The sequence below is a fragment of the Microbacterium oxydans genome, from assembly GCF_000956525.1.
GTDB lineage: Bacteria > Actinomycetota > Actinomycetes > Actinomycetales > Microbacteriaceae > Microbacterium > Microbacterium oxydans_A.
Genome location: NZ_JYIW01000013.1, coordinates 28064 through 48127 on the forward strand (window position 1 = coordinate 28064; position 20064 = coordinate 48127).

Annotated in this window: 18 protein-coding genes; 6 read left to right on the forward strand and 12 right to left on the reverse strand. The window is 69.4% G+C overall.

The window, feature by feature from the left end:
• The first annotated feature begins 119 nt into the window (after positions 1-119).
• Both RS83_RS01010 and RS83_RS01015 read left to right on the forward strand, forming a co-directional pair.
• Positions 120-1559 (forward strand): aldehyde dehydrogenase family protein, encoded by a 1440-nt coding sequence (locus RS83_RS01010; protein ID WP_045277638.1) that lies wholly within the window; start codon positions 120-122, stop codon positions 1557-1559.
• A 3-nt stretch (positions 1560-1562) separates the two neighbouring features.
• The gene (locus tag RS83_RS01015; protein WP_045277639.1) at positions 1563-3143 is read left to right on the forward strand and encodes a GMC family oxidoreductase; all 1581 of its coding nucleotides are present in this window, start codon (positions 1563-1565) and stop codon (positions 3141-3143) included.
• Between the two features lie 379 nt (positions 3144-3522).
• Here the strand turns inward: RS83_RS01015 and RS83_RS01020 are convergent, their stop codons facing one another.
• The 3 genes from RS83_RS01020 to RS83_RS01030 are packed head-to-tail and all read right to left on the reverse strand — an operon-like array spanning position 3523 to position 7509.
• The gene (locus RS83_RS01020; RefSeq protein ID WP_045277640.1) at positions 3523-5166 is read right to left on the reverse strand and encodes an amidohydrolase; all 1644 of its coding nucleotides are present in this window, start codon (positions 5164-5166) and stop codon (positions 3523-3525) included.
• A 1-nt stretch (position 5167) separates the two neighbouring features.
• Positions 5168-6007 carry a molybdenum cofactor biosynthesis F family protein gene (locus tag RS83_RS01025; protein ID WP_045277641.1) on the reverse strand — a complete coding sequence of 280 codons (840 nt, stop codon included), beginning with the start codon at positions 6005-6007 and terminating at the stop codon, positions 5168-5170.
• Positions 6008-6054: 47 nt separating this feature from the next.
• On the reverse strand, positions 6055-7509 hold the full coding sequence (locus tag RS83_RS01030) for an APC family permease (RefSeq protein WP_045277642.1): 1455 nt from the start codon (positions 7507-7509) through the stop codon (positions 6055-6057).
• Between the two features lie 243 nt (positions 7510-7752).
• On the opposite strand from RS83_RS01030, the gene RS83_RS01035 reads away from it, so the two are divergent.
• On the forward strand, positions 7753-8499 hold the full coding sequence (locus RS83_RS01035) for an SDR family NAD(P)-dependent oxidoreductase (RefSeq protein WP_045277643.1): 747 nt from the start codon (positions 7753-7755) through the stop codon (positions 8497-8499).
• 59 nt (positions 8500-8558) lie between these two features.
• Positions 8559-9374: an SDR family NAD(P)-dependent oxidoreductase gene (locus tag RS83_RS01040; protein WP_045277644.1), complete on the forward strand. Its 816-nt coding sequence runs from the start codon at positions 8559-8561 to the stop codon at positions 9372-9374.
• A gap of 101 nt (positions 9375-9475) precedes the next feature.
• On the opposite strand, the gene RS83_RS01045 is transcribed toward RS83_RS01040, so the two are convergent.
• From RS83_RS01045 to RS83_RS01075, 7 genes are all read right to left on the reverse strand, one after another.
• A complete protein-coding gene (locus RS83_RS01045) occupies positions 9476-10126 on the reverse strand; it encodes an HAD-IA family hydrolase (protein ID WP_045277645.1) in 651 nt (216 codons plus the stop codon).
• Between the two features lie 153 nt (positions 10127-10279).
• Positions 10280-10972, reverse strand: a complete 693-nt coding sequence (locus RS83_RS01050) for an ABC transporter ATP-binding protein (protein ID WP_045277646.1) — start codon at positions 10970-10972, stop codon at positions 10280-10282.
• Positions 10969-12768, reverse strand: coding sequence for an ABC transporter permease subunit (locus tag RS83_RS01055; protein WP_045277647.1), 1800 nt, complete (start codon positions 12766-12768; stop codon positions 10969-10971). The genes RS83_RS01050 and RS83_RS01055 overlap by 4 nt, the downstream gene beginning before the upstream one ends.
• Positions 12755-13615: a branched-chain amino acid ABC transporter permease gene (locus RS83_RS01060; RefSeq protein ID WP_045277648.1), complete on the reverse strand. Its 861-nt coding sequence runs from the start codon at positions 13613-13615 to the stop codon at positions 12755-12757. The genes RS83_RS01055 and RS83_RS01060 overlap by 14 nt, the downstream gene beginning before the upstream one ends.
• Before the next feature lie 141 nt (positions 13616-13756).
• A complete protein-coding gene (locus RS83_RS01065) occupies positions 13757-14926 on the reverse strand; it encodes an ABC transporter substrate-binding protein (protein WP_045277649.1) in 1170 nt (389 codons plus the stop codon).
• A 49-nt stretch (positions 14927-14975) separates the two neighbouring features.
• Complete coding sequence (locus tag RS83_RS01070; protein WP_045277650.1) at positions 14976-15446, reverse strand: nuclear transport factor 2 family protein; 471 nt, start codon at positions 15444-15446, stop codon at positions 14976-14978.
• A gap of 66 nt (positions 15447-15512) precedes the next feature.
• Complete coding sequence (locus tag RS83_RS01075; RefSeq protein WP_045277651.1) at positions 15513-16301, reverse strand: MoaF C-terminal domain-containing protein; 789 nt, start codon at positions 16299-16301, stop codon at positions 15513-15515.
• Between the two features lie 217 nt (positions 16302-16518).
• On the opposite strand from RS83_RS01075, the gene RS83_RS01080 reads away from it, so the two are divergent.
• Positions 16519-16908 (forward strand): hypothetical protein, encoded by a 390-nt coding sequence (locus RS83_RS01080; RefSeq protein ID WP_052678736.1) that lies wholly within the window; start codon positions 16519-16521, stop codon positions 16906-16908.
• Between the two features lie 9 nt (positions 16909-16917).
• Here RS83_RS01080 and RS83_RS01085 read toward each other — a convergent pair whose 3' ends face one another.
• Positions 16918-17874 carry a helix-turn-helix domain-containing protein gene (locus tag RS83_RS01085; protein WP_045277652.1) on the reverse strand — a complete coding sequence of 319 codons (957 nt, stop codon included), beginning with the start codon at positions 17872-17874 and terminating at the stop codon, positions 16918-16920.
• 117 nt (positions 17875-17991) lie between these two features.
• Here RS83_RS01085 and RS83_RS01090 point away from each other — a divergent pair, with 117 nt between their 5' ends.
• On the forward strand, positions 17992-19113 hold the full coding sequence (locus RS83_RS01090) for a DUF998 domain-containing protein (RefSeq protein WP_045277653.1): 1122 nt from the start codon (positions 17992-17994) through the stop codon (positions 19111-19113).
• Between the two features lie 27 nt (positions 19114-19140).
• On the opposite strand, the gene RS83_RS01095 is transcribed toward RS83_RS01090, so the two are convergent.
• Positions 19141-20001, reverse strand: a complete 861-nt coding sequence (locus RS83_RS01095; protein WP_045277654.1) for a MurR/RpiR family transcriptional regulator — start codon at positions 19999-20001, stop codon at positions 19141-19143.
• Positions 20002-20064: the final 63 nt, after the last annotated feature.

Below are 20064 nucleotides of genomic sequence, written 5' to 3' on the forward strand. Positions count from 1 at the left end.
CATCCATTCGCGCTGGGGCATCTCCGGCGCGCTCCTCGACAAGTGCAGCGTTCGGCCGCGATCGACAATGAAGAGGCGACCAGTCCACGCTGGCGCATCCCGCTCGAAGGAGAGTTCCGATGTCCGAATCCGCCGCCTCCGCAGCCGCTGCGCTGCTCGACCGCATCCAGGCGCCGCAGGGCGCCGGCCGCGACATCCCGGATGCCGCGACACGAGAGATCATCGGCCGCGCACCCGTCCATGCAGTCGCCGAGCTCGATGACGCGATCGCCAGGGCGAAGGCCGCGCAACCGGCATGGGAAGCGCTCGGGCACGAGAAGCGGAGCGAGCTGCTCCTCGCCGCAGCCGATGCGATCGACGCCAACGCGGAAGCACTCGCCCACCTCCTGTCGCGCGAACAGGGCAAGCCCTTGAACGGCCCCAACGCCCGCTTCGAACTCGGCGCCTGCACCGCGTGGCTGCGCACCAACGCCGCCACCGTGCTCGAACCCCAGGTGCTCGTCGATGACGAGACGCTGCACGCCGAGCTGGTCTACAAGGCGGCAGGCGTCGTCGGCGCGATCGGCCCGTGGAACTGGCCGCTCATGATCACCATCTGGCAGATCGGCCCCTCCCTGCGGATGGGCAACACGGTCGTCGCGAAGCCGAGCGAGTACACGCCGCTCAGCGTGCTCGCGATGCTCGCGATCATGAACGAGGTGCTTCCCGCCGACGTGCTGATCGGCATCTCCGGTGACCGCGAGGTCGGCGCCCGCCTGGCATCGCACCCCGACATCGCCAAGATCATGTTCACCGGTTCGACCGCGACAGGGCGTCGCATCATCGAGAGCTCCGCCGGCAATCTCGCCCGCCTCACCCTCGAACTCGGCGGCAACGACGCGGGCATCGTGTTGCCGGACACCGACGTCGCCGCAATCGCCGAAGACCTGTTCTGGGGCGCGTTCATCAACACCGGCCAGACCTGTGCCGCACTCAAGCGCCTGTACGTGCACGACTCGGTCTACGAGCAGGTCGTCGACGCGCTGGCCGGGATCGCGGCATCCGTGCCGATCGGCAACGGTCTCGACGAGAACAACGTCCTCGGTCCGCTGCAGAACCGGGCGCAGTTCGACATCGTGAGCCGCCTGGTCGACGAGGCCAGGAGCCGCGGCGCGCGCATCGTCACCGGAGGGGAAGCCGCCACCGAACTCGGCGAGCTGTTCTACCGTCCGACCATCGTCGCCGACATCGACAACGACGCCGCACTCGTGCAGGAGGAGCAGTTCGGACCCGCGCTTCCCGTGATCCGCTACAGCGACGTCGACGAAGCCTTCGCGCTCGCGAACGCGGTCGATGTGGGCCTCGGCGCCTCCGTCTGGTCGAGCGACCCGGAAGCCGCCCGCGCGGCGGCCTCGCAGATGCAGTCGGGCACGGTGTGGATCAACTCGCACGGCGGGCTGCACCCGATGGTGCCGTTCGGCGGCGTCAAGAGCTCCGGCTACGGGCTCGAATTCGGCGTCGAGGGGCTCAAGTCCGTCGCCGTCACACAGGTCGTCTCCGGCCCCGGTCGGAAGGCCTGACGCATGCGCACAGCGATCATCGTCGGCGCCGGCACCTCGGGCGCGATCGTCGCGCGACGACTGGCGGATGCCGGCGTCGCGGTCACGCTCATCGAGGCGGGCGGCTACGACACGAACCCCGCGATCCACGACCCCTCGCGTGCGGGCGAGCTCTGGCACTCCGCCGATGACTGGGACTTCTTCACGGTGCCGCAGGAGCATGCGGCCGGCCGCCGGCTGCACCTCCCACGGGGCAAGGTCACCGGCGGATCGCACGCGTTGAACGCCATGATCTGGGTGCGCGGAGCGGCATCCGACTACGACGGCTGGGAACGCGACGGTGCGACCGGATGGGGCTGGTCCGAGGTCGAGCCCGTGTACGACGCGATCGAGCACGATCTGCTGTACGTCAGCGACGACTACACGCTGTCACCCATTCAGGCGTCGATCATCGGCGCCGCAGTGCAGGAGGGACTGCCGCACAACCCGAACTACAACGGGGGAACGCTCGACGGCGTCTCGCAGGAGCAGGTGACGATCCGCGACGGACGCCGGGTGAACACCTGGACCACATATGCGCAGCCCATCGCCGACCGGCTCACGATCATCACCGGACGTGAGGTGCACTCGGTGATCATCGAGGACGGCAGGGCGGTCGGTGTGCGACTCGGCGGGGGTGCCCTTCGACAGGCTCAGGGACCCAGCAAGGAACAGGCACAGGGAACCAGCAAGGAACAGGCTCAGGGACCCAGCGGGGAACAGGCGCAGGGAACCAGCGGGGAACAGGCCCAGGGAGCCGTGGAGGAGGTGCGCGCCGACGAGGTCATCCTCTCGGCCGGCGCGATCGGCTCGCCGGTCATCCTGCTGCGTTCCGGCATCGGCCCGGCGGCAGAGCTCGAGGCGCTCGGGATCCCGGTCGTCCAGGATCTGCCCGGTGTCGGGAAGAATCTGCACGACCACCTGTTGTCTCCCGTGATCTTCACGACGACGGACCGCCCGGTCGGGCCCCCGCAGCCAGGGGTGTCGGTCACGCAGACGCACCTCTTCTGGCGCAGCCGCGACGACCTCGACGTGCCGGACACGCAGCCGATCAACTTCTCGGTGCCCATGTGGGGCGAGCTCGAGCCGAAGGGCGACGATGGATTCACGCTCATGGCCGGCATGATCACGCCGCACAGTCGGGGCACCCTCACGCTGTCGGGCCCGGATCTCGCCGATGCGCCGAACATCGACCTGGCCGCGCTCGCCGACGACCGCGACGTGGCATCGCTCGCGGCATCCGTGCGTCAGTGCCGTCGAATCGGCGCGCAGCCGGCGCTCGCCGACGCGTGGGGAGCCGTCGAGGCCTACCCGGGACCGGACGTCGCCGACGCCGACGTCGAGGACTGGGTGCGACGCACCGCGATCACGTACCACCACCAGGTCGGCACCTGCCGGATGGGAACGGATGCGGATGCCGTGGTCGACCCGCAGCTGCGCGTCCGCGGCATCCTGGGCCTCAGGGTGATCGACGCTTCCGTCATCCCGACCGTGCCGAGTGGCAACACCAACGCGCCGGCAGCGATGATCGGCGAGCGCGGCGCACGGTTCGTGTTGCAGGACTGACAGCGGCACCGCCGCACACCGACGAGAGAAGCTCCCGCCTGCTGCGTGCGAATTCCAGGAGCCGTCGCAACACGACCTCGTCCGATCACGCGAACAGCGCCCCTCCCAGCCGCGCGGCTGGGAGGGGCGCTCCTCGTCGTTGACTGATTTTCTGCGTCTCACGCGCGTCGCCATCGGCATGTTCAGCGAGTACGCCGTGAGACGACCGGCGCCGCGATAGGCCTGACGATCGGTGTCGCCGTCACCGAGCTCAAGCGCCGCCGCCGAAGCAAGTAGCTCGTCGGTTCGCTCCCCGTCGCGCGAGTGACGGCGAACCCAGCGATCCGGCAACGAACCGGAGCTGCTGCAGGCGTTGCGCCGGTGTGTGACCGGGCGGCGCTCAGCGCGAGAAGACCTCGCGGCCGGCGAACCAGGTCGAGACGACGTCCGTGTGCACGATCTGCGCAGCGGGGCCGGCGATCGCGTCGCGCTCGAGCACCACGAAGTCCGCCGACTTCCCGACCGTCAGCGAACCGGTCTCGGCAGCGAGTCCCATCGCGGTGGCGGCGTTGATCGTGAAGACCTCGAGCGCCTCCTCTGCGGTGATCGCCTGTTCCGGCCAGAGCGTGCCGGGGGCGCGACCGAGCGGGTCAGCCCTGGTCACGAGCCCCTGCAGTCCCTCGAGCGTGTTGGGCGACTCGCTCACCGGCCAGTCGGAACCGCCGGCCACGAGTGCGCCGGAGTCGATCAGAGCCCGGTTCGGCTGCGAGTGCTCCGCGCGCTCGCCGAGCACGTCGGCCAGTGCCTGCGGAATCACGCCGGGGTACCAGATGAAGGGGGAGATGTCGGCCGAGACGTCGAGCGCCTGCAGCCGGGGGATGTCGGCTTCGGCGAGGAACTGTCCGTGCGCGATCTGGATCGGCGTCGTGATGCCCTCGGCGCGCAGCTGCTCCGCGACGTCGAGCACGAGTCGCGCTGAGCCGTCGCCCGTGCAGTGCACCTTGGCGCCGAGGCCTCTGGCGGCCACCGAGCGCAGCCAGTTCGCGAGCTCGTCGAAGGTCATGGTCGTCTCGCCGTGGAAGTGCGCGCCGTGCGCGGCATCCGCCGGATACGGGTCGAGGAACGACGCGGTCCTCGCGGGTGGCACGCCGTCGAGGAAGATCTTCACGAAGTCGGGACGGTGGTGCGCGGTACGGAACTCCTCGCCGCGCTCGATCAGCGGCGTGCCGATCGGATCGAAGCCGAAGATCTCGTCGTTGATGAGCAGCGACGACACCACCCACGCGTGCAGCTCGCCGGTCCGATCGAGCTCGGCCAGCGCCTGCAGGATCTCGATCGAGACACCCGCGTCCTGGAAGGTCGTGATGCCGAAGGAGTTCAGCAGCTCGACACCCCGGCGGGATGCCGCGATGTGCTGCTCGGCGGTGAGTCCGCCGCTGCGGTCGTACGCTTCCTGCACCGGGATGCCGGCCGCCTCGAGCAGCACACCCGTCGGAGTGCCGTCGTGCGGATCGAGCAGCGTGACTCCGGAGGCAGGGATGCAGTCGGCGGTGATGCCGGCGAGTTCGAGCGCTCGCGTGTTCGCCCACCGGTTGTGCCGTGAGTCCTCGACCAGCACGACCGGGCGGCCGCCGGCGGCCTCGTCCAGCCGCAGGCGCGATGCGGTGTCGGCCAGCTGCGGCAGCAACGTCGTCGGCACCGCGCCGCCGACGATCCAGGCGTCGGTGGGCAGCGTGGCAGCCTTCGCGCGCACCAGGTCGAGGATCTCGTCGAGGGTCAGCGACTGCGGCAGCGAGAGTTCGAACAGGTCGGTCCGCCCGGCGAGCGCATGGTGATTGTGCACGTCGACGAAACCGGGGTACACGGCGGCGTCGCCGACCTCCAGCATCCGCGTCCGGCGTCCGCGGAACCGCTCGACGTCGGTGAGCGAGCCGACCGCGAGGAGTCTGCCGTCACCCACGGCGAACGCCTCGACGATCGGATTCGCACGATCCGCCGTGCGGATCACGGATGCGGTGACGATGAGGTCGGCGACGGCCGTCATCTCAGGCGTCCCCGAAGGAGGCCGGTTCGAGCTCCGGTGCGTGCAGCGTGGTCGACAGCAGTCGGCCGTGCGCGCCGAACGTGAAGTGCGTCGGCACCTCGCCCGACTCGTCGAGACCGAACAGCACGCCGTGCGAGCGGATCGCGTTCACGTCGCGATGATCGGCGATCGTCACGGACGCGCACGGGATGACCTTCTCGCGCCACGCGAAGATGTAGATGCCGGGGCGGACCTCCCACACGCTGTTCTCGTCGGTGTCGGCGAGACCGCGCTCTGGACCGGCCAGGCACTGCCAGGAGTACCACCGCGACGACAGGTACACGTGCTCGTAGGCGTGCTCCTCGCTGTACACCCACTCGACGCGACGGCCGATCAGGGTCGTGGTCGGCGCTGCCTCGCGGCCGGTCGCCTCGGCTCCCTCGATCACGCTCGGTGCGAAGACGTGCTGCACGCGGGTGCGGCCCTGCTCGGGTGCAGGCAGGATGATCGAGATCACCGCGAGGGCGCGACCCTGGCGCAGATCGAGCACGAGCGACACGGCCTCGTTCGGCAGGTAGCGGTGGTGGAATTGCACGAAGTAGAGGTCGTCGTCGACCTCGAACGCCTCGTAGTCGTCGGTGTCGGACGCAGCAGCGGTGGGGTCATCAGCGCCGGGCTGGTAGTCCCACGACACCGTGGTGTCGTCGAAGCGGTGCACGATGCGGGTGCCGCGCGCGTCGACGACCGCGATCTCGCGCCCGCTCAGCGCGGTCGTGTGCGGTGCCTTGTTGGCGTCGAAGCCGGGCGCCAGCCCCTCCAGGGGCAGCCAGGTGGAGGTGTCGGCGGGGTTCAGCGTGGTCATGGGTTCCTTCTCTCTGGACGACGTGGGTCGGGGTGGAGACAGCGGCGTCAGCGCGTGCTGACCTGCTCCAGGTCGGTGGCGAGTCCGTCGTAGACGGCGGGCTTCGCGCGCTTGAGGTAGGCCGCGTAGACGATGCCGCCGATCAGGGCGAGCACGAGCAGCAGCGGCATCAGTCGGATCGCGAGCTCCTCGGAGCCGGCGACGATGTTGAAGTTGACGATCGCGAGCACCGAGATCGCGGCGATGCCGAGGAATCCGATGCCTGGCGCGATGAACGTGCTCCACCACCGCGCGTCGCCGGCCCGGCGGAAGTAGACGACGATCGAGATCGCGGCGAGGCCCTGCAGGATCAGCACGCTGAGGGTGCCGAAGCCGAGCATGGCCGGAACGACGGTGACGATCGGATCGGCGCCGGCGATCGCGAACACGATGGCGGCGAGTCCGGCGAACGTCGCCTGCACGATGCCGGCGAGCTGCGGGGCGCCGTTCGCCCGGGTGCGGGCGAGGGCACGGGGCAGGATGCGCGCGCGTCCCAGCGAGTACAGATAGCGCGTCGCCGAGTTGTGGAAGGCCAGCATCGCCGCGAAGAGGCTGACCAGGAGCAGGATCATCATGACCGTCGTGAGCGTGCCGCCGAGGTACTGCTGCGAGAGCGTGAAGATGAGGTCGCCGGTGGGAAGGTGCTCGAGTGCGGTGGCCTGCGCCTGGGCGACGCCGATCGAGCTCACCACCGCCCAGGTCGTGACGCCGAGGATGACACCGATCGCGATGATCGAGGTGTAGGTGGCCCGGGGGATGGTGCGTAACGGGTTCTTGGCCTCTTCGCTGAACAGCGACGTCGCCTCGAAGCCGAGGAAGCCGGTCGCGGCGAGCAGCAGACCGATCGGGAGCGAGCCGGAGAATACCGCCTCAGGGCTGAACGCGCCGACGTCGTAGCCGGTCTGCACGAGCACCGAGACGTCGAACACGACGAGCATGAGCACCTCGAGCACGAGGCAGACGCCGAGCACCTTCGAGCTGAAGTCGACGCCGATCCTGGCGAGCACGAAGCACACCACGATCGAGAGCAGTCCCCAGATGAGCCAGTGCACGTCGAGACCGGTGAGGTCGCGGATGATCGTCTGCATGAAGAAGCCGCTCGTGCCGATCGTGCCGACGACGAAGAAGTTGTAGCCGAGCGTCGCGATCAGGCCGGCGACGAGACCGCCCGTGCGGCCCAGCCCCTTCACGACGAACGCGTAGAAGCCGCCGGCGTTCACGAGCTGCTTCGACATCTGCGCATAGCCGACCGCGAACAGCAGCAGGATTCCCGCGACGAGGAAGAACGACATCGGCGTGCCGCCGCCGTTGCCCAGCGCGATGGCGAGGGATGCCACGACGACGATGCCGGTGAGTGGCGCGACCGCCGCGAGCACCAGGAAGACGATGCCGGCGACGCCGAGGGCACCGTGGCGGAGGGCGGTGTGGGTCTGCGTCGTGGCCGCAGATGTCTGGTCTGCCACGTCGGCTCCTTTGCTCGGTAGCGGCCGTGCGTGCACGGCATCGACGACGAGGGGTTCGTCGATAGAGCGAGTCTGCTCGCGCGGCGGCGAGGGCGCTTGACCCTGAGCGAAAGACGATGGTGTCAGCGTGCACAGCCGGTATCAGTCCACTCGCGGGCCCTGCGTCGAGGAGCAGGATGACGGGGAGGACGCCGCCGTCCTCCCCGCGCGCCGCCGGCGCTCGGATGGCGGCCGAAGGACACGATGGACCTCCAGCTCACCGGCACGACCGCCCTCGTCACCGGGGCGGCCAGCGGCATCGGCCGTGCGACCGCACTCGCGCTCGCCGCAGAAGGGGTTCGCGTGGCCCTGCTGGATCGGGATGCCGCGGCGCTCCGCGAGACGGCGGACGGATGCCGTGGCGCTTTGCAGTCCGTCGCGGATCTCACCGACGAGCAGCAGGTGCGCGTCGCGGTCGGCAGCGCGGTCGCCGAGCTCGGACGCCTGGATGCCGTGGTGCACTGCGCCGGGATCTCCGGGCCGGTCGGCCGTGGCATCGAAGACACCTCGCTCGACGACTGGAACGCCGTGTTCGCGGTGAACGTGACGGGTGCGTTCCTGGTGCTGCGTCACGCGCTGCCCGCGCTGCGCGCCGCCGATGCGGCATCCGTCGTCCTGCTCTCCAGCGACTCCGCGTTCGTCGCGTCACCGGGTATGGCGCCGTACGCGGCGTCGAAGGCGGCGCTCGTGCAGTTCGCCCGCGCGGTGTCGGTCGACCTCGCCGGCACCGGCATCCGGGTGAACACCGTCGCCCCCTCGATCGTCGACACCCCGATGAGCAGGGGAGACCTCGGCGCGGAGGCCTTCGCGGCCCCCGCGTTCCCCGTGCAGTCGGCGGCGGAGGTCGCAGCGCACGTCGCCTACCTGGTCTCTCCGCGCAGCCGCGCCGTCAACGGCACCACCCTGCTCAGCGACTTCGGGTTCAGCGCCCGCTCGGGTTTCCCGGCATAGCGGGCTCCGCCACCCGTCACCACACCCCACCGGACCACACGGATCACAGAGGAGCACACATGGGAATCGCAGTCGGATCGACGGTCTCCGGACGCGTCGTCGTCATCACCGGGGGCGGCACCGGCATCGGCGCTGCCATCGCCGAGCGGTACGCGGCCGAGGGCGCCCACGTGGTCGTCGTCGGCCGACGACCAGAACCGCTGCAGGCGGTCGAGCGCGCGGTCGGCGCGCATCCCGTGGTGGCGGATGCCGCAGACACGGCATCCGCGAAAGCCGCTGTCGCCGAGGTGCTCGCGACGTTCGGGCGCATCGACGTGCTCGTCGCGAATGCGGGAGGTCACGGATTCTCGCCCGTCGCCGACACGGACGACGAGAGCTGGGAGGCTTCGATCCGTGCCAACCTCACCACGGCGTTCGTGATGGCCAGGGAATCGTTGCCTGCGCTGATCGAGTCGAAGGGGCAGATCGTGATCGTGTCATCGCTGGCCGGTCTCTTCGCCGGGCCGTCGGTCGCCGGGTACACGGTCGGCAAGCACGCACTGGTCGGCCTCACCCGCACGCTCGCCCGCGACTACGGACGACACGGCGTGCGCGTGAACGCGATCTGCCCCGGGTGGGTGCAGACGCCGATGGCCGATGAGGAGATGGACGAGTTCGCCACGCATGCGGGCCTCGGATCACGTGAGGAGGCCTATGCGACGGTCACGGCCGACGTGCCGCTGCGGCGCCCTGCTCGACCGGCGGAGATCGCCTCGGTCGTGCGCTTCCTCGGCTCAGGCGAGTCGTCGTACATCACCGGCGCCGTGATCGTGGCCGATGGTGGATCGCACGTGGTCGACGTGCCGACGATCGCGTTCGACCGCGCGGGGATGTAGGCGGGTCGTCCACCGGGCTGGTTCCGGTCGCAGTTGCTGCCGCTTCGAGGGTGACCCGGCGGCGCGAACTGCGACCGGAACCCGCGCCTGCCGCCGCGCGGTCAGCTGATCGTGAGCGTGAAGCCGTCGGCGGTGGGCGCCACTGCGACCTGCGTCAGGTCGTCGACGCGGTAGGTGGGGGAGTGCGCTGCGGCGTGCTGTCCGACGCCGAGCACCCGCATGCCGGCGGCGAGGCCGGCCTGGATGCCTGCTCCCGAGTCCTCGAACACGATGCAGTCGGCCGGGTCCACACCGAGCAGCTTCGCGCCGAGCAGGAATCCCTCGGGGTCGGGCTTCGACGCCGACACGTTCTCGGCGGTGACGGCGATGGCGGGAACCGTGAGTCCGGCAGCCTGCATCCGTGCCGTCATCAGTGCGACGTTCGCCGAGGTGACGATCGCGTGCGGGTGGGGGAGCAGTGCCTCGAGCACCGCGCCGGCACCGGGGATGGTCACGACGCCGTCGACGTCGCTCGCCTCATTCGCCAGCATGATGTCGTTCTCGTGCAGGTTGATGGCGTGGTCGCGCTCCGGCAGCATGATCGCCATGCTCTGGTGACCCTGGCGTCCGTGGATCACGCTGAGCACGGTCTCCGGGTCGATCCCGCGCGGTTCGGCCCAGGCGAGCCAGAGCCGTTCCACGACGGCGGTCGAGTCGACGAGGGTGCCGTCCATGTCGAGGAGGACGGCGCGGGCGTGGATGGTCTGGGTCACCCCTTCAGGCTAACCGGCGAACCTGTCCACCCCGTGCCGAGCGGCCCCTTTGCGCGCGACCGGGCCCGTTGCGAACGCGCACAACGGGCCGGGTCGGCGGCAAAGGGGCCGCTCGGCGGAAGGGGGAGGGGGAGAGGGGAGGGGAGCGGATGCTCAGCCGCCGAGGTACGCCCGATGCAGCAGTTCGGGGTCGGACTGCAGGTGCTCCGACGTGCCCTGGAACGATACCTGGCCGCCCGCGACGACCACGGCCTCCCTCGCGAGTCCGAGCGCGAGCTGCGTGAACTGCTCGACCAGCAGCACCCCCACACCGGACTCCGCGATCGACTGCACGATCGGCATGAGTCGCAGGAAGACGACCGGCGCGAGCCCGAGCGACATCTCGTCGATCAGCAGGATGCGCGGCTTGGCGGCGAACGCGCGTGCGAGCACCACCATCTGCTGCTCGCCGCCGGAGAGCAGCGCGGTCGGCGAGTCGATGCGCTTCTCGAGCTCGGGGAACTGCGCGAGTGCGGCATCCAGTTCCGCCGTGGTGCGAGCGGTCAGCGAGATGTTCTCCCGCACCGTGAGCGAGGGGAACACCGCCCTGCCCTGTTCGATGTGCACGATGCCACGCCGTGCCCTCGCCACGCGCGAGAGCTTGTCGATCGGCTCGCCGTCGAGCGTGATCGTCCCGGCCGAGTGCGGCGTCACGCCCGACACCGATTCGATCAAGCTCGTCTTGCCTGCACCGTTCGGTCCGACCAGCGCCAGCACCTCGCCGCCGGACACCCGCAACGAGACGTCGGAGATCACCGGGCCGGCGCCGCGGCTGACTGTCACGGCATCCAGTACGAGTTCGCTCATTGCAGCAGCTCCGTCTCTCCCATGTACGCCTTCACGACGTCGGGGTTCGCGAGGACCTCGGCCTGCGGCCCGCTGGCCAGCACCCGACCGAAGTCGAGGACCGTCAGCGTCGGGCACACCGAGCGGACGAGGTCGAGGTCGTGCTCGATGATGATCAGTGCGATGCCGTAGCGCCCCGGCAGCTCACGCAGACGCGCGGCGAGTGCCAGGTGCTCCTCGTGCGAGAGGCCAGCGGCCGGCTCGTCGAGGATCAGCAGCCGCGGCCGGGCCACGACGTTCGCGGCGACCTCGACCAGGCGTCGAGTGCCGACGTCGACGCTCGACAGCCGTGCCCTGGCGGGCGGGCAGCCGAAGAACGCGAGCACCTCCTCGATGTCGGCGGTCGCCAGGCGGCGCCGCGCGACGAATCGCACGTAGGCGCCGATCGTCAGCGCCGGCGGCACCCGGTCCTGCTGGAAGGTGCGCCGCAGCCCGAGCCGCGCACGCCGTGTCGGCGAGAGCCCTGCCAGGTCGCGGTCGCCCAGCAGCACCCGGCCGCCGTGCTTGGGCAGGAAGCCGCTGATCGCATCGACGAAGGTCGACTTGCCGGCGCCGTTCGGGCCGATCAGACCCATGATCGACGCGGCCGGCACCTGGAACGTCACGTCGTCGAGCGCCTTCAGCGCACCGAACTGCACCGTCAATCCCTCGACGGTCAGCACGGGTGCCCCGTCGAGCGCCGCGTCATCGATGGTCGCCGTGGTGGTCGTGGTGATGGCCGCGGCATCCGGGTCCGCATCCGCGGGCAGCGCGGTCAACGCGGCCGTCGCGGCGGTCGCGGCCCGGCGATCCGCCCGTCGGTAGAAGAGGTTGCGGATGCCCTGCCCGAGGTTCGTGCCGCTCGTGAGCGCCTGCACGCCGAGCACGCCGAACACCACGAAGCCCCAGTCCTGCGGGATGCCCCAGCGCTTCAGCAGCTCTGGCACCAGAACCCACAGGATGCCGCCGAAGATCGCCATGTCGATCAGGTGCGCCCCTGACATGATCGCGAGCACGTAGAGCGCGAGCGACTGCAACGGCGTGAAGCTCGACGCGAACGGCAGCTGCACCTGTCCGGCGAGGAGTCCGCCGGCGATGCCGCCGAGTGCAGCCGAGACCGCGAAGGCGGTGAGCTTGGCGACCTGCACGCTCTGCCCTGCCGCGGCGGTGCCGCGCTCGGAGAACGCGACGGCCTTCCAGCTGGAGCCCCAGCGGCTGCGCTGCAGGAAGAACACCGCGAGTGCGCACAGGGCGAGCACGACGATCGAGAGGAAGAAGAACTGCCGGTCGTTCGCGAACATCGACGGACGCTCGATCGCGGTGCCGTCTGCGGAGCCGGGGAACTGGATCTGCACGAGCGTGACGTCGGCCGCTGCCGCGAATCCGAGGGTCACCACCGCGAGGTTCACGCCTCGCAGTCGGAGTGCCGGCAGCCCGACCAGCACGCCGACGAGGCCTGCCGCGATGCCGCCGAGCAGCAGCCAGAGCACGAAGCCGCCCGGTGCCTGCATGACGTTCAGCAGCGACACGATCCACGCGCCGACCGCGGCGAACGTGAGCTGGCAGAGGGCGATCATCCCGGCCGAGCCGGTCACGATGCCGAGCCCGAGGATCGCGATCGCAGCGATGACGGCGCTGATCGCGAGGAAGACGAAGTAGCCCGGCAGGGCGGCGCTGAGGATGGCGCCGACCCCGATCGAGGCGATCGCGACGGCGAAGGGCCAGGAGATCCGGAAGGTACGGCTCTCGGTGAAACGTGGGCGGTCAGCGAGCGGCATCCCACACCTCCTTGCGTTGCGTCCACAGGAGCAGGACGACGATGAACAGGAACGGGAGGAAGTTGCGGACGAGCGCGACCTCGTCGATCTGCGCGACGAGTCCACCGAGCACGCCGAGCACGATGCCGCCGATGACCGCGAGGTCGAGGCGACGGAACCCGCCGAGCAGGGCGGCGGCGGCGGCCGGCACGATCAACATCGACAAGCTGGTCGCGTCGTTCGACTGCGAGGGGGCCACGATCATGATCGCCATCGCACTGATCACCCCGGTCACGAACCACACGGCGATCGACAGCGGTCGGGAGCGGATGCCGAGCAGTTCGGCCGTGGTCGGACGCTCCGACAGCGCCCGCAGCTGCGTGCCGACGCGAGTGCGACGAAGCACGATGCGCACCACGATCGCGGTCACGATCGCCATCGCGACGGTCGCGACGGTGACCTGGCTGATCACCACGCCGCCGAACGAGAAGGCGGGACCGGCGATGATCGGGGTGAACGGCTGCGGCTTGTTGCCGAACAGGATGAACGACATCGAGATCAGCAGCAGCAGCGGTCCGACGGTCATCGCCGAGCGGGTGGTGGTGGATGCCTCGGAGAGCCAGGTCGCGGCGATGAAGCCGATCGCGGCGGCCAGGAGTCCGGCGACCAGCACGCCGAGCACCGATCCGAGCCAGATCGGCAGGCCGAGCTCGCGGACGAACCACACCGCGGTGAAGGCACCGAACATCCCGGTTGCGGCCTGGGCGAAGTTGACGACGCGGACGAGCCGCGACATCAGGGTCAGGCACACGCCGAGGACGGCGTAGAGTCCGCCGGCGGCGAGACCGGCGATGGCGCCTTGCAGCATGAGGCGTCCTTTCTGAGACGAGGGGGTGGGCCCTTCGACAGGCTCAGGGACCCAACGTCACCGGGAGCCGGGAGTGGGTCGCTGAGCCTGTCGAAGCGGTGACCGGTTGGGTCGCTGAGCCTGTCGAAGCGCGGATGGTGCTTACTTGCCGATGCGGAGCCAGTCGTCCGCGACCTTCTCCCAGGCGTTGGTGTCGGACTTCAGGATGATCGGCCACCCAGCGGTGTTCTGCGTGCCGAAGACGTACGGCGTTCCGACCATCGGGTTCTCGATCGGGTCCATGTTCTTCAGGGCCGCCGAGACGCTCTCGCGCGTGATGTCGCCGTCGATGCCCTGCAGCACCTCGATGAAGTACTTCGCGGCGAGGTATCCGCCCTGGCTGAACGAGGTGAGCGGGATGTCGTTCGCCGTCATCAGGTCACGCCAGTCGCTGTTGATCTCGTTGTCGTCGGTGAACGGGTAGAACTCGGCCGGCACGTAGATGCCCGCACCCGCGTTGTCGATCGCCTCGGCGAAGTTCTCGCTGTACACGCTCGTCAGGTACAGCCAGGTCACGTCGTCCCAGCCCTGGGCGTTCGCGGCCTTGACCTGACCGATCGCATCGGGCTCGACCGGGTTGATCGCGAGGGCCTTGCACCCCTGGTCGCGTGCCTTGACGATGTAGGGCGTGTAGTCGGATGCTCCGTACGGCACGGTGTCGTCGACGTACTTCGGCTCCTTACCGGTGATCTCGGTCCACTTGTCGATCGCGGCCTGGTAGGTCGGACGCGTGGAGCCGGCGATCTCGAGCAGGATGCAGATGTCATCGAGACCGAGCACCTCGGAGCCGTACTGCAGCGTGAGGGTCATGTCGTTGAACGGTCCGACGTTGGCCGGTGAGATGTTCTCGCTCGAGAAGCATCCGGTGTCGACGCCGATGCCCGGCATCGAGAGGATGCCCTCCTGCTCGTAGTACTTCGCGTTGATCTCGCACTCGATGAGGCTCGCGGAGCCGACCAGTGCGACAGCGCCGTCGCTGCCGACGAGTTCGCGGGCGGATGCGGTGGCCGTCGCCGGGTCGCCCTTGTCGTCGAGGGTCTTGTAGTCGATCATCTGGCCGTTCAGGCCGCCGGCCTTGTTGAAGTCATCGAAGACCGCAGCCGCGGCCTGGGATGCTTCGGGGAAGGTGGCCGGTCCGCTGATCGTGTTGACGGAGCCGACCACGATCGGGGCGCCTTCGCCTCCTGATCCGCCGTCTCCGCCGGCACAGCCGGCGAGGGTGAGGGCTGCCACGGCGATGAGCGCCGCGGTGCCGGATACTCGTGTGTTCATGTGCGTCCTGCCTCTCGTGTGTTCGGGTCGTGCTGTGTGGTGCTGCCGTTCAGGCATGGGTCCCTGCCGCGGTCGCCCCGTTCTGGGTCCCTGACGCGCTCGTCCCTTCTTGGGTCCCTGAGCCTGTCGAAGGGTCGCGCAGCGCGCGGTTGACCATCTCGGTGTCGGTGAACTGCTCGAACGCGACGACCTTGCCGCCGGCGAGCCGCCAGACGTGCGCGACGCGAGCCGCGAAGAACCGCCCCGTGCGCGTGTTGGTGCCGGAGTAGGTGCCGATGCCGATCACCGTGTCGCCGCCGTCGACGACCTCGTCGATCGCGACCGTGTAGTCGTCCCAGTCCTCCTGGATGCGTGCGAACACGTTCGCGGCGACCGCGTCGGGCCCGATGTAGGTGCCGGCGTACGGGAAGCCGGCGGCCTCGGTCCATCGCACGTCGGATGCGAATGGCGCCAGCATCCCGTCGAGGTCCCCGCGGTCGTTCGCGGCGTAGTGCTCGCGGATGATGTCTGCATTGCTCATGTGTGCTCTCCTCGATCCGTTCCTGGGTCCCTGAGCCTGTCGAAGGGCTGTGCCTGTCGAAGAGGGTCAGACCGGCTGCGCGTCGGGGTAGGCGACGGAGCCGAGCGGGTAGATGTGACCGCCGCCGCGCGAGTGCTCGGCCTGGCCTTCGCCGTTGAGTCCGAGGAAGATCCCGGTCGTCATGAGCTGGTAGCCCAGGTCGTGCAGCCAGACGCTCGCGACCGCGATGCGGAATTCGCGGAAGCAGAACAGGTAGAGTCCGTCGGCGAACTTCCACACGGTCGAGAGGTCCATGTCGCCGTGGCCCCGCTGCACGCCTTCGAGGCACTGCCATGCGTAGCGCTGGCTCGACACGTAGACGTGCTCGTACAGGTGCTGCGGGCTGTAGCGGTAGATGTTGCGCTTGCCGATCAGGTCGCGGCTCGGCCCCGGCACCGCACCGCTCGCAGGGCCGGCGTCGGTGGTCGCTGCCCAGAAGTCCTGTCCGACCTGCGGGGTGCCCTCGACGGCCTCGGCCGCGATGCGGGAGCGGACGACCGTGGCGCGATGCGTCGTGGTCGAGAAGACGACCGTGATCGCCTCGCGCTCGCGGCTCTCGAGCGGGATGTTGACGAACACGATGTCGTCGCGCACCCTGACCGCGTCATACGGGTCGGTCCCTGAGGCGTCGAATCCGGTCCAGGTCACGGCGTCAGCGTCGAAGCGGAGGGCGAGCGTCGTGCCGTCATCGAGGCTGAGCGTCAGCGCGGTGCCGGCGAGCAGCGTGTTCGGCAGCCGGTACGTGTCGATGCCCGCGGCGAACTCGTCGTATGTGCGCCACTCATCGAGCGTCGGGTCGGTGGAGATGTCGGTCATGGAGGTCCAGACGTCGCACTCGGCGGAGCATCCTCGCTCCGGGCATCGCGTCGTCGCGGTGCGCTTGCCTCATGCTGGATCCGGGCCGGTCATCCCCTCAAGGTCGCGGCGTCCATCGCGCGCCGAGAGTCAACCGGCGTGCCCTCCCGGGCAAGAGCGAGGCTGTGAGTGCGCTCGGCATCCCGCCCAGGTGCGTGTGCCGATGCCAGGATGAGGCGTGCGCACCGAATCCCGTCCTGCCCGTCCGATCGCGCTTCGCGTTGCAGCCTGGACGCTCGCTCTGCTGCTGTCCGTCATCCTGTTCGCCGTCGCCTGGGCGTGGTGCTGGCTGGGTTTCGAGGAGGAGTTCTCGGAGGAGGGCAAGGCGCAGGCGGCCGGCACGACGATGGCGGGGTGGGGGCTGCAGTTCGGCCTGATCCCCGTACTGGTCCTGCACGCACTGGTGCTGATCGGCCTGTTCCTGGCGATCCGCGGTGGTCGGCGCGGCGTCGGTCTCAGCCTCCTCATCGCGCTGGGCATCCTCGTGGCCGCGTCGCTGCCTGGCTTCGTCGTGGTGCAGGTGCTCAGCGGAGGCTCGATGTTCGAGCCGCCCGTATACGTCCCCTGATCCGGGCGGTCAGCGCGCCGCGCGGTACTCGCTGGGGGAGACCCCGAAGGCCGACTTGAACGCGCGGCTGAAGTGCGCCGCGTCGACGAAGCCCCAGCGCGCGGCGATCGCCGCGACCGGCCGGTCAGCGAGCATCGGGTCGAGCAGATCACGGCGGCACTGCTCGAGGCGGCGGGTGCGGATCCAGGTCGAGACGGTCACGCCCTGCTCCTGGAACAGGCCGTGCAGGTGCCTGGTCGAGATGAAGTGCGCCGAGGCGATCGTCGCCGGACCGAGGTCGGTCGAGGCGAGATTGCGATCGATGTACGAGCGGATGCGCTGCACGAGTGCGCGATGTGGATCGGCCGAGACCTCGTCGAGCCCGAGCTCGCGCGTGAAGACGGTCGTGACGAGATCGAGGGCGCTGTGTGCAAGCCGTGCGCCGGTGGTGCCGGCGAGCTGGTCGAGGTTGCCCGCCAGCTGCGTCAGGTAGGGGACGACCATGCCACCGAGCCCCTCCTGGCCGGAGATGCGGACGGCGGTGAGCTGTCCGATCATGTCGGAGGGCAGGCTGATGAGGTGCTTCGGGAACATCACGACCATGGTGCGGAAGTCCTGGTCGAACACGAGCGAGTACGGGCGGTCGGTGTCGTACACGGCGAGGTCGCCGGCCTGCAGCACCGCCTCGCGGTCGTCCTGGATCAGCAGGCCGGTGCCGGCGAGCATCAGACTGACCTTGAAGTACGAGCGGTCGCTGCGGGCGATGAGCTCGGGGGTGCGTTCGACGACGTGCGAGGTGGCCCTGACCTCGGTCACGTGCACCTCGTCGACCGAGGCGCCGCGGATCACACCGCGGAAGTGGTCGGGCCCGCCGCTGGACACCTGCAGCGGCACGAAGGACTCGCTGACGGCAGCTCGGAACTCGCTGATGTTGCGCGCGATGAGCGTGGACACCGATTCGGCAGGGGCAGCGGGTGCACCGTTCATGAATGATCACCTCGGGATGGTGGAACGACGACGTTGTATACGATCCGTGGGGCGATGCTATCACCGGCGGCGCGGAACCGGCACGACTTCTCGGATGTGGATCGGAAGGGTGCACCCATGAGAGCTTTCGCCGACCGGGTCATGCGGGTGCTTCGGCAGCTGCGCGGGCCGCAGACCTCGGATGCCGTGTTCGAGGCGACCGCCCTGATCGTCGGGGCGCTCTTCCTCGTGATCGGCTTCACGATCGGCCTCCCGGTCTTCTGGGGCCGCCAGCTGTCGATCAGCGGTCCCGGGTCGATCGGCGCGTTCGCGGCATACGGCGGCGCACTGACCGCGGCCATCGCGTTCATGCTCGGGCGTCTCGCCGTCCGCCTCGAAGAACTCGCCCCCGACGCCGTGCGCGACGGCTTCAGCGTGCCGGGGGATCGCCTCCGCTGGTACGACCTCCTGGCGATCGCCTTCGCCCATGCGGCCATCGCCGCGCTCGGCTGGCTCGGGGTCGCCAAGCTGCTGGAGCGCAGTTTCACGGATGCTCCGGTGTTCCCGTTCCCCGGCGCGGTGCTCGTCGCCGTGGCCTTCGCGCTCACCGCGTACGTGTCGTTCCTGAGCAGCGTCGCGCTCACGCCCATGGTGCTGTCGCTGGTGCTCGCCGTGTTCCTCGTGGTCGGCGCCTTCGCGAGCATGCTCGCGTCGAGCGACCCGCATTGGTGGCGCGACAACCTCTCGGCGCTCGGCATGAGTTCGAACAGCGCATCGCTCGCGTTCAACGTGACCCTCATCATCGCCGGGATCATGATCACCACGATCTCGCGATATGCGACCGCCGGTCTGCCTGCCGCGGATCCGATCGACCGGCGGGGACGCTTCATCGTGCGCGGCGGGCTGATCCTGATGGGGATCTTCCTCGCCTGCGTCGGCATCTTCCCCGTCGACGAGTTCTTCATCGTGCACAACACCGTCGCCACGGGGATGGCAGTGGTGTTCGCAGTCGTCGTCGTGGGGCTGCCGTGGTTCCTGCGCACGATCCCGCGCGTGTTCGTGGTGTTCGGCTGGGCGTACGTGCTGGTGATCGTGCTGCTCGCCGCGTTCTTCGCCGTGGGGTACTACAACCTGACGGCCGTCGAGCTGATCGCGGCGGTGCTGATCTTCAGCTGGATCATCGTGTTCCTCCGCACCGCCGGATCGGTCGCAGGACAGCCCTCGGCTGGAGCGCAGCCGGCAGCGTCGGTCGCGGACTGAGCGCCGAGCCGTCTGAAGCGGCGGCGCTCAGTCGCCGCGGAGCGCCTGGGCTGCATCCGCCGTACGCTGCAGCGCGTGCACGGTGTGCGCATGGCGACGCTGGGCGACGCCGACGAAGATGCAGTCGACGAGCGCCAGCTGCGCGATGCGGCTGACCATCGCGCCGGCGCGGAACCGTGATTCCCTGGCGTGCGTGAACAGGGCGTGGTCCGCGGTCTCGGCGAGGGGGGAGTCCGCTGCGCTCGTGACGCCGATCGTGGCGCTTCCCGCAGCTCTGGCGGTCTGCAGGAACCGGACCGTCTCGGCGGTCGTGCCGGAGTTCGAGAACCCGATCGCGACGGCCTTCGGTGCGCTGAGCGCGGCGGCGGCACTTGCCTCGTGGGCGTCGGAGAGCACGATCGCGGTGCGGCCGATGCGCAGGAGTTTGTGGCCGAGATCGTCGGCGACGAGGCGGCTCGCCCCGACGCCGAAGAGCAGGATGCGGTGCGCCTGGTCGATCGCCTCGACGGCGTCGGCGAGCACGTCGTAGTCGAGGTTGCCGACCGTCTCCTCGATCGCCAGCAACTCGAGTGCCGCGATCTTGCCTGCGGCGTCGCGCAGGGAGTCGCCGACGGCGATCTCCGAACCGAAGCCGGTCGGAGCGCTGAACTGCACGGACTCGCGGCCGAGCTCAGCGGCCAGCGACATGCGGAGGGCGGCGTAGCCGCGCAGGCCGATCACGCGGCAGAACCGCACGACGGAGGCGACGGAGGTCTCGCAGAGGGCGGCGAGCTCCGAGATCGTGCTCTCCACGGCGGTGTTCGGGTTCTCGCTGATCACGCGCGCGATGCGGGCGAGCGACGGCGGGAGCGTCTCGGCAGCCGTCGCGATCGTCGTCTGGATGCTCATGACTCTCCCTCGTCCACGCGGCGCATCGGATCGACGGACGCGCGTGAACAATTGTTTCATGGG

What these genes read in the sequence shown, in the direction of transcription:
- RS83_RS01090 (WP_045277653.1), top strand. Translation starts at nt 17,992, where the DNA reads ATGAGAGCTTTCGCCGACCGGGTCATGCGGGTGCTTCGGCAGCTGCGC.
- RS83_RS01065 (WP_045277649.1), bottom strand. Translation starts at nt 14,926, where the DNA reads ATGAACACACGAGTATCCGGCACCGCGGCGCTCATCGCCGTGGCAGCC.
- RS83_RS01070 (WP_045277650.1), bottom strand. Translation starts at nt 15,446, where the DNA reads ATGAGCAATGCAGACATCATCCGCGAGCACTACGCCGCGAACGACCGC.
- RS83_RS01050 (WP_045277646.1), bottom strand. Translation starts at nt 10,972, where the DNA reads ATGAGCGAACTCGTACTGGATGCCGTGACAGTCAGCCGCGGCGCCGGC.
- RS83_RS01085 (WP_045277652.1), bottom strand. Translation starts at nt 17,874, where the DNA reads ATGAACGGTGCACCCGCTGCCCCTGCCGAATCGGTGTCCACGCTCATC.
- RS83_RS01025 (WP_045277641.1), bottom strand. Translation starts at nt 6,007, where the DNA reads ATGACCACGCTGAACCCCGCCGACACCTCCACCTGGCTGCCCCTGGAG.
- RS83_RS01095 (WP_045277654.1), bottom strand. Translation starts at nt 20,001, where the DNA reads ATGAGCATCCAGACGACGATCGCGACGGCTGCCGAGACGCTCCCGCCG.
- RS83_RS01055 (WP_045277647.1), bottom strand. Translation starts at nt 12,768, where the DNA reads ATGCCGCTCGCTGACCGCCCACGTTTCACCGAGAGCCGTACCTTCCGG.
- RS83_RS01015 (WP_045277639.1), top strand. Translation starts at nt 1,563, where the DNA reads ATGCGCACAGCGATCATCGTCGGCGCCGGCACCTCGGGCGCGATCGTC.
- RS83_RS01035 (WP_045277643.1), top strand. Translation starts at nt 7,753, where the DNA reads ATGGACCTCCAGCTCACCGGCACGACCGCCCTCGTCACCGGGGCGGCC.
- RS83_RS01040 (WP_045277644.1), top strand. Translation starts at nt 8,559, where the DNA reads ATGGGAATCGCAGTCGGATCGACGGTCTCCGGACGCGTCGTCGTCATC.
- RS83_RS01075 (WP_045277651.1), bottom strand. Translation starts at nt 16,301, where the DNA reads ATGACCGACATCTCCACCGACCCGACGCTCGATGAGTGGCGCACATAC.
- RS83_RS01020 (WP_045277640.1), bottom strand. Translation starts at nt 5,166, where the DNA reads ATGACGGCCGTCGCCGACCTCATCGTCACCGCATCCGTGATCCGCACG.
- RS83_RS01060 (WP_045277648.1), bottom strand. Translation starts at nt 13,615, where the DNA reads ATGCTGCAAGGCGCCATCGCCGGTCTCGCCGCCGGCGGACTCTACGCC.
- RS83_RS01010 (WP_045277638.1), top strand. Translation starts at nt 120, where the DNA reads ATGTCCGAATCCGCCGCCTCCGCAGCCGCTGCGCTGCTCGACCGCATC.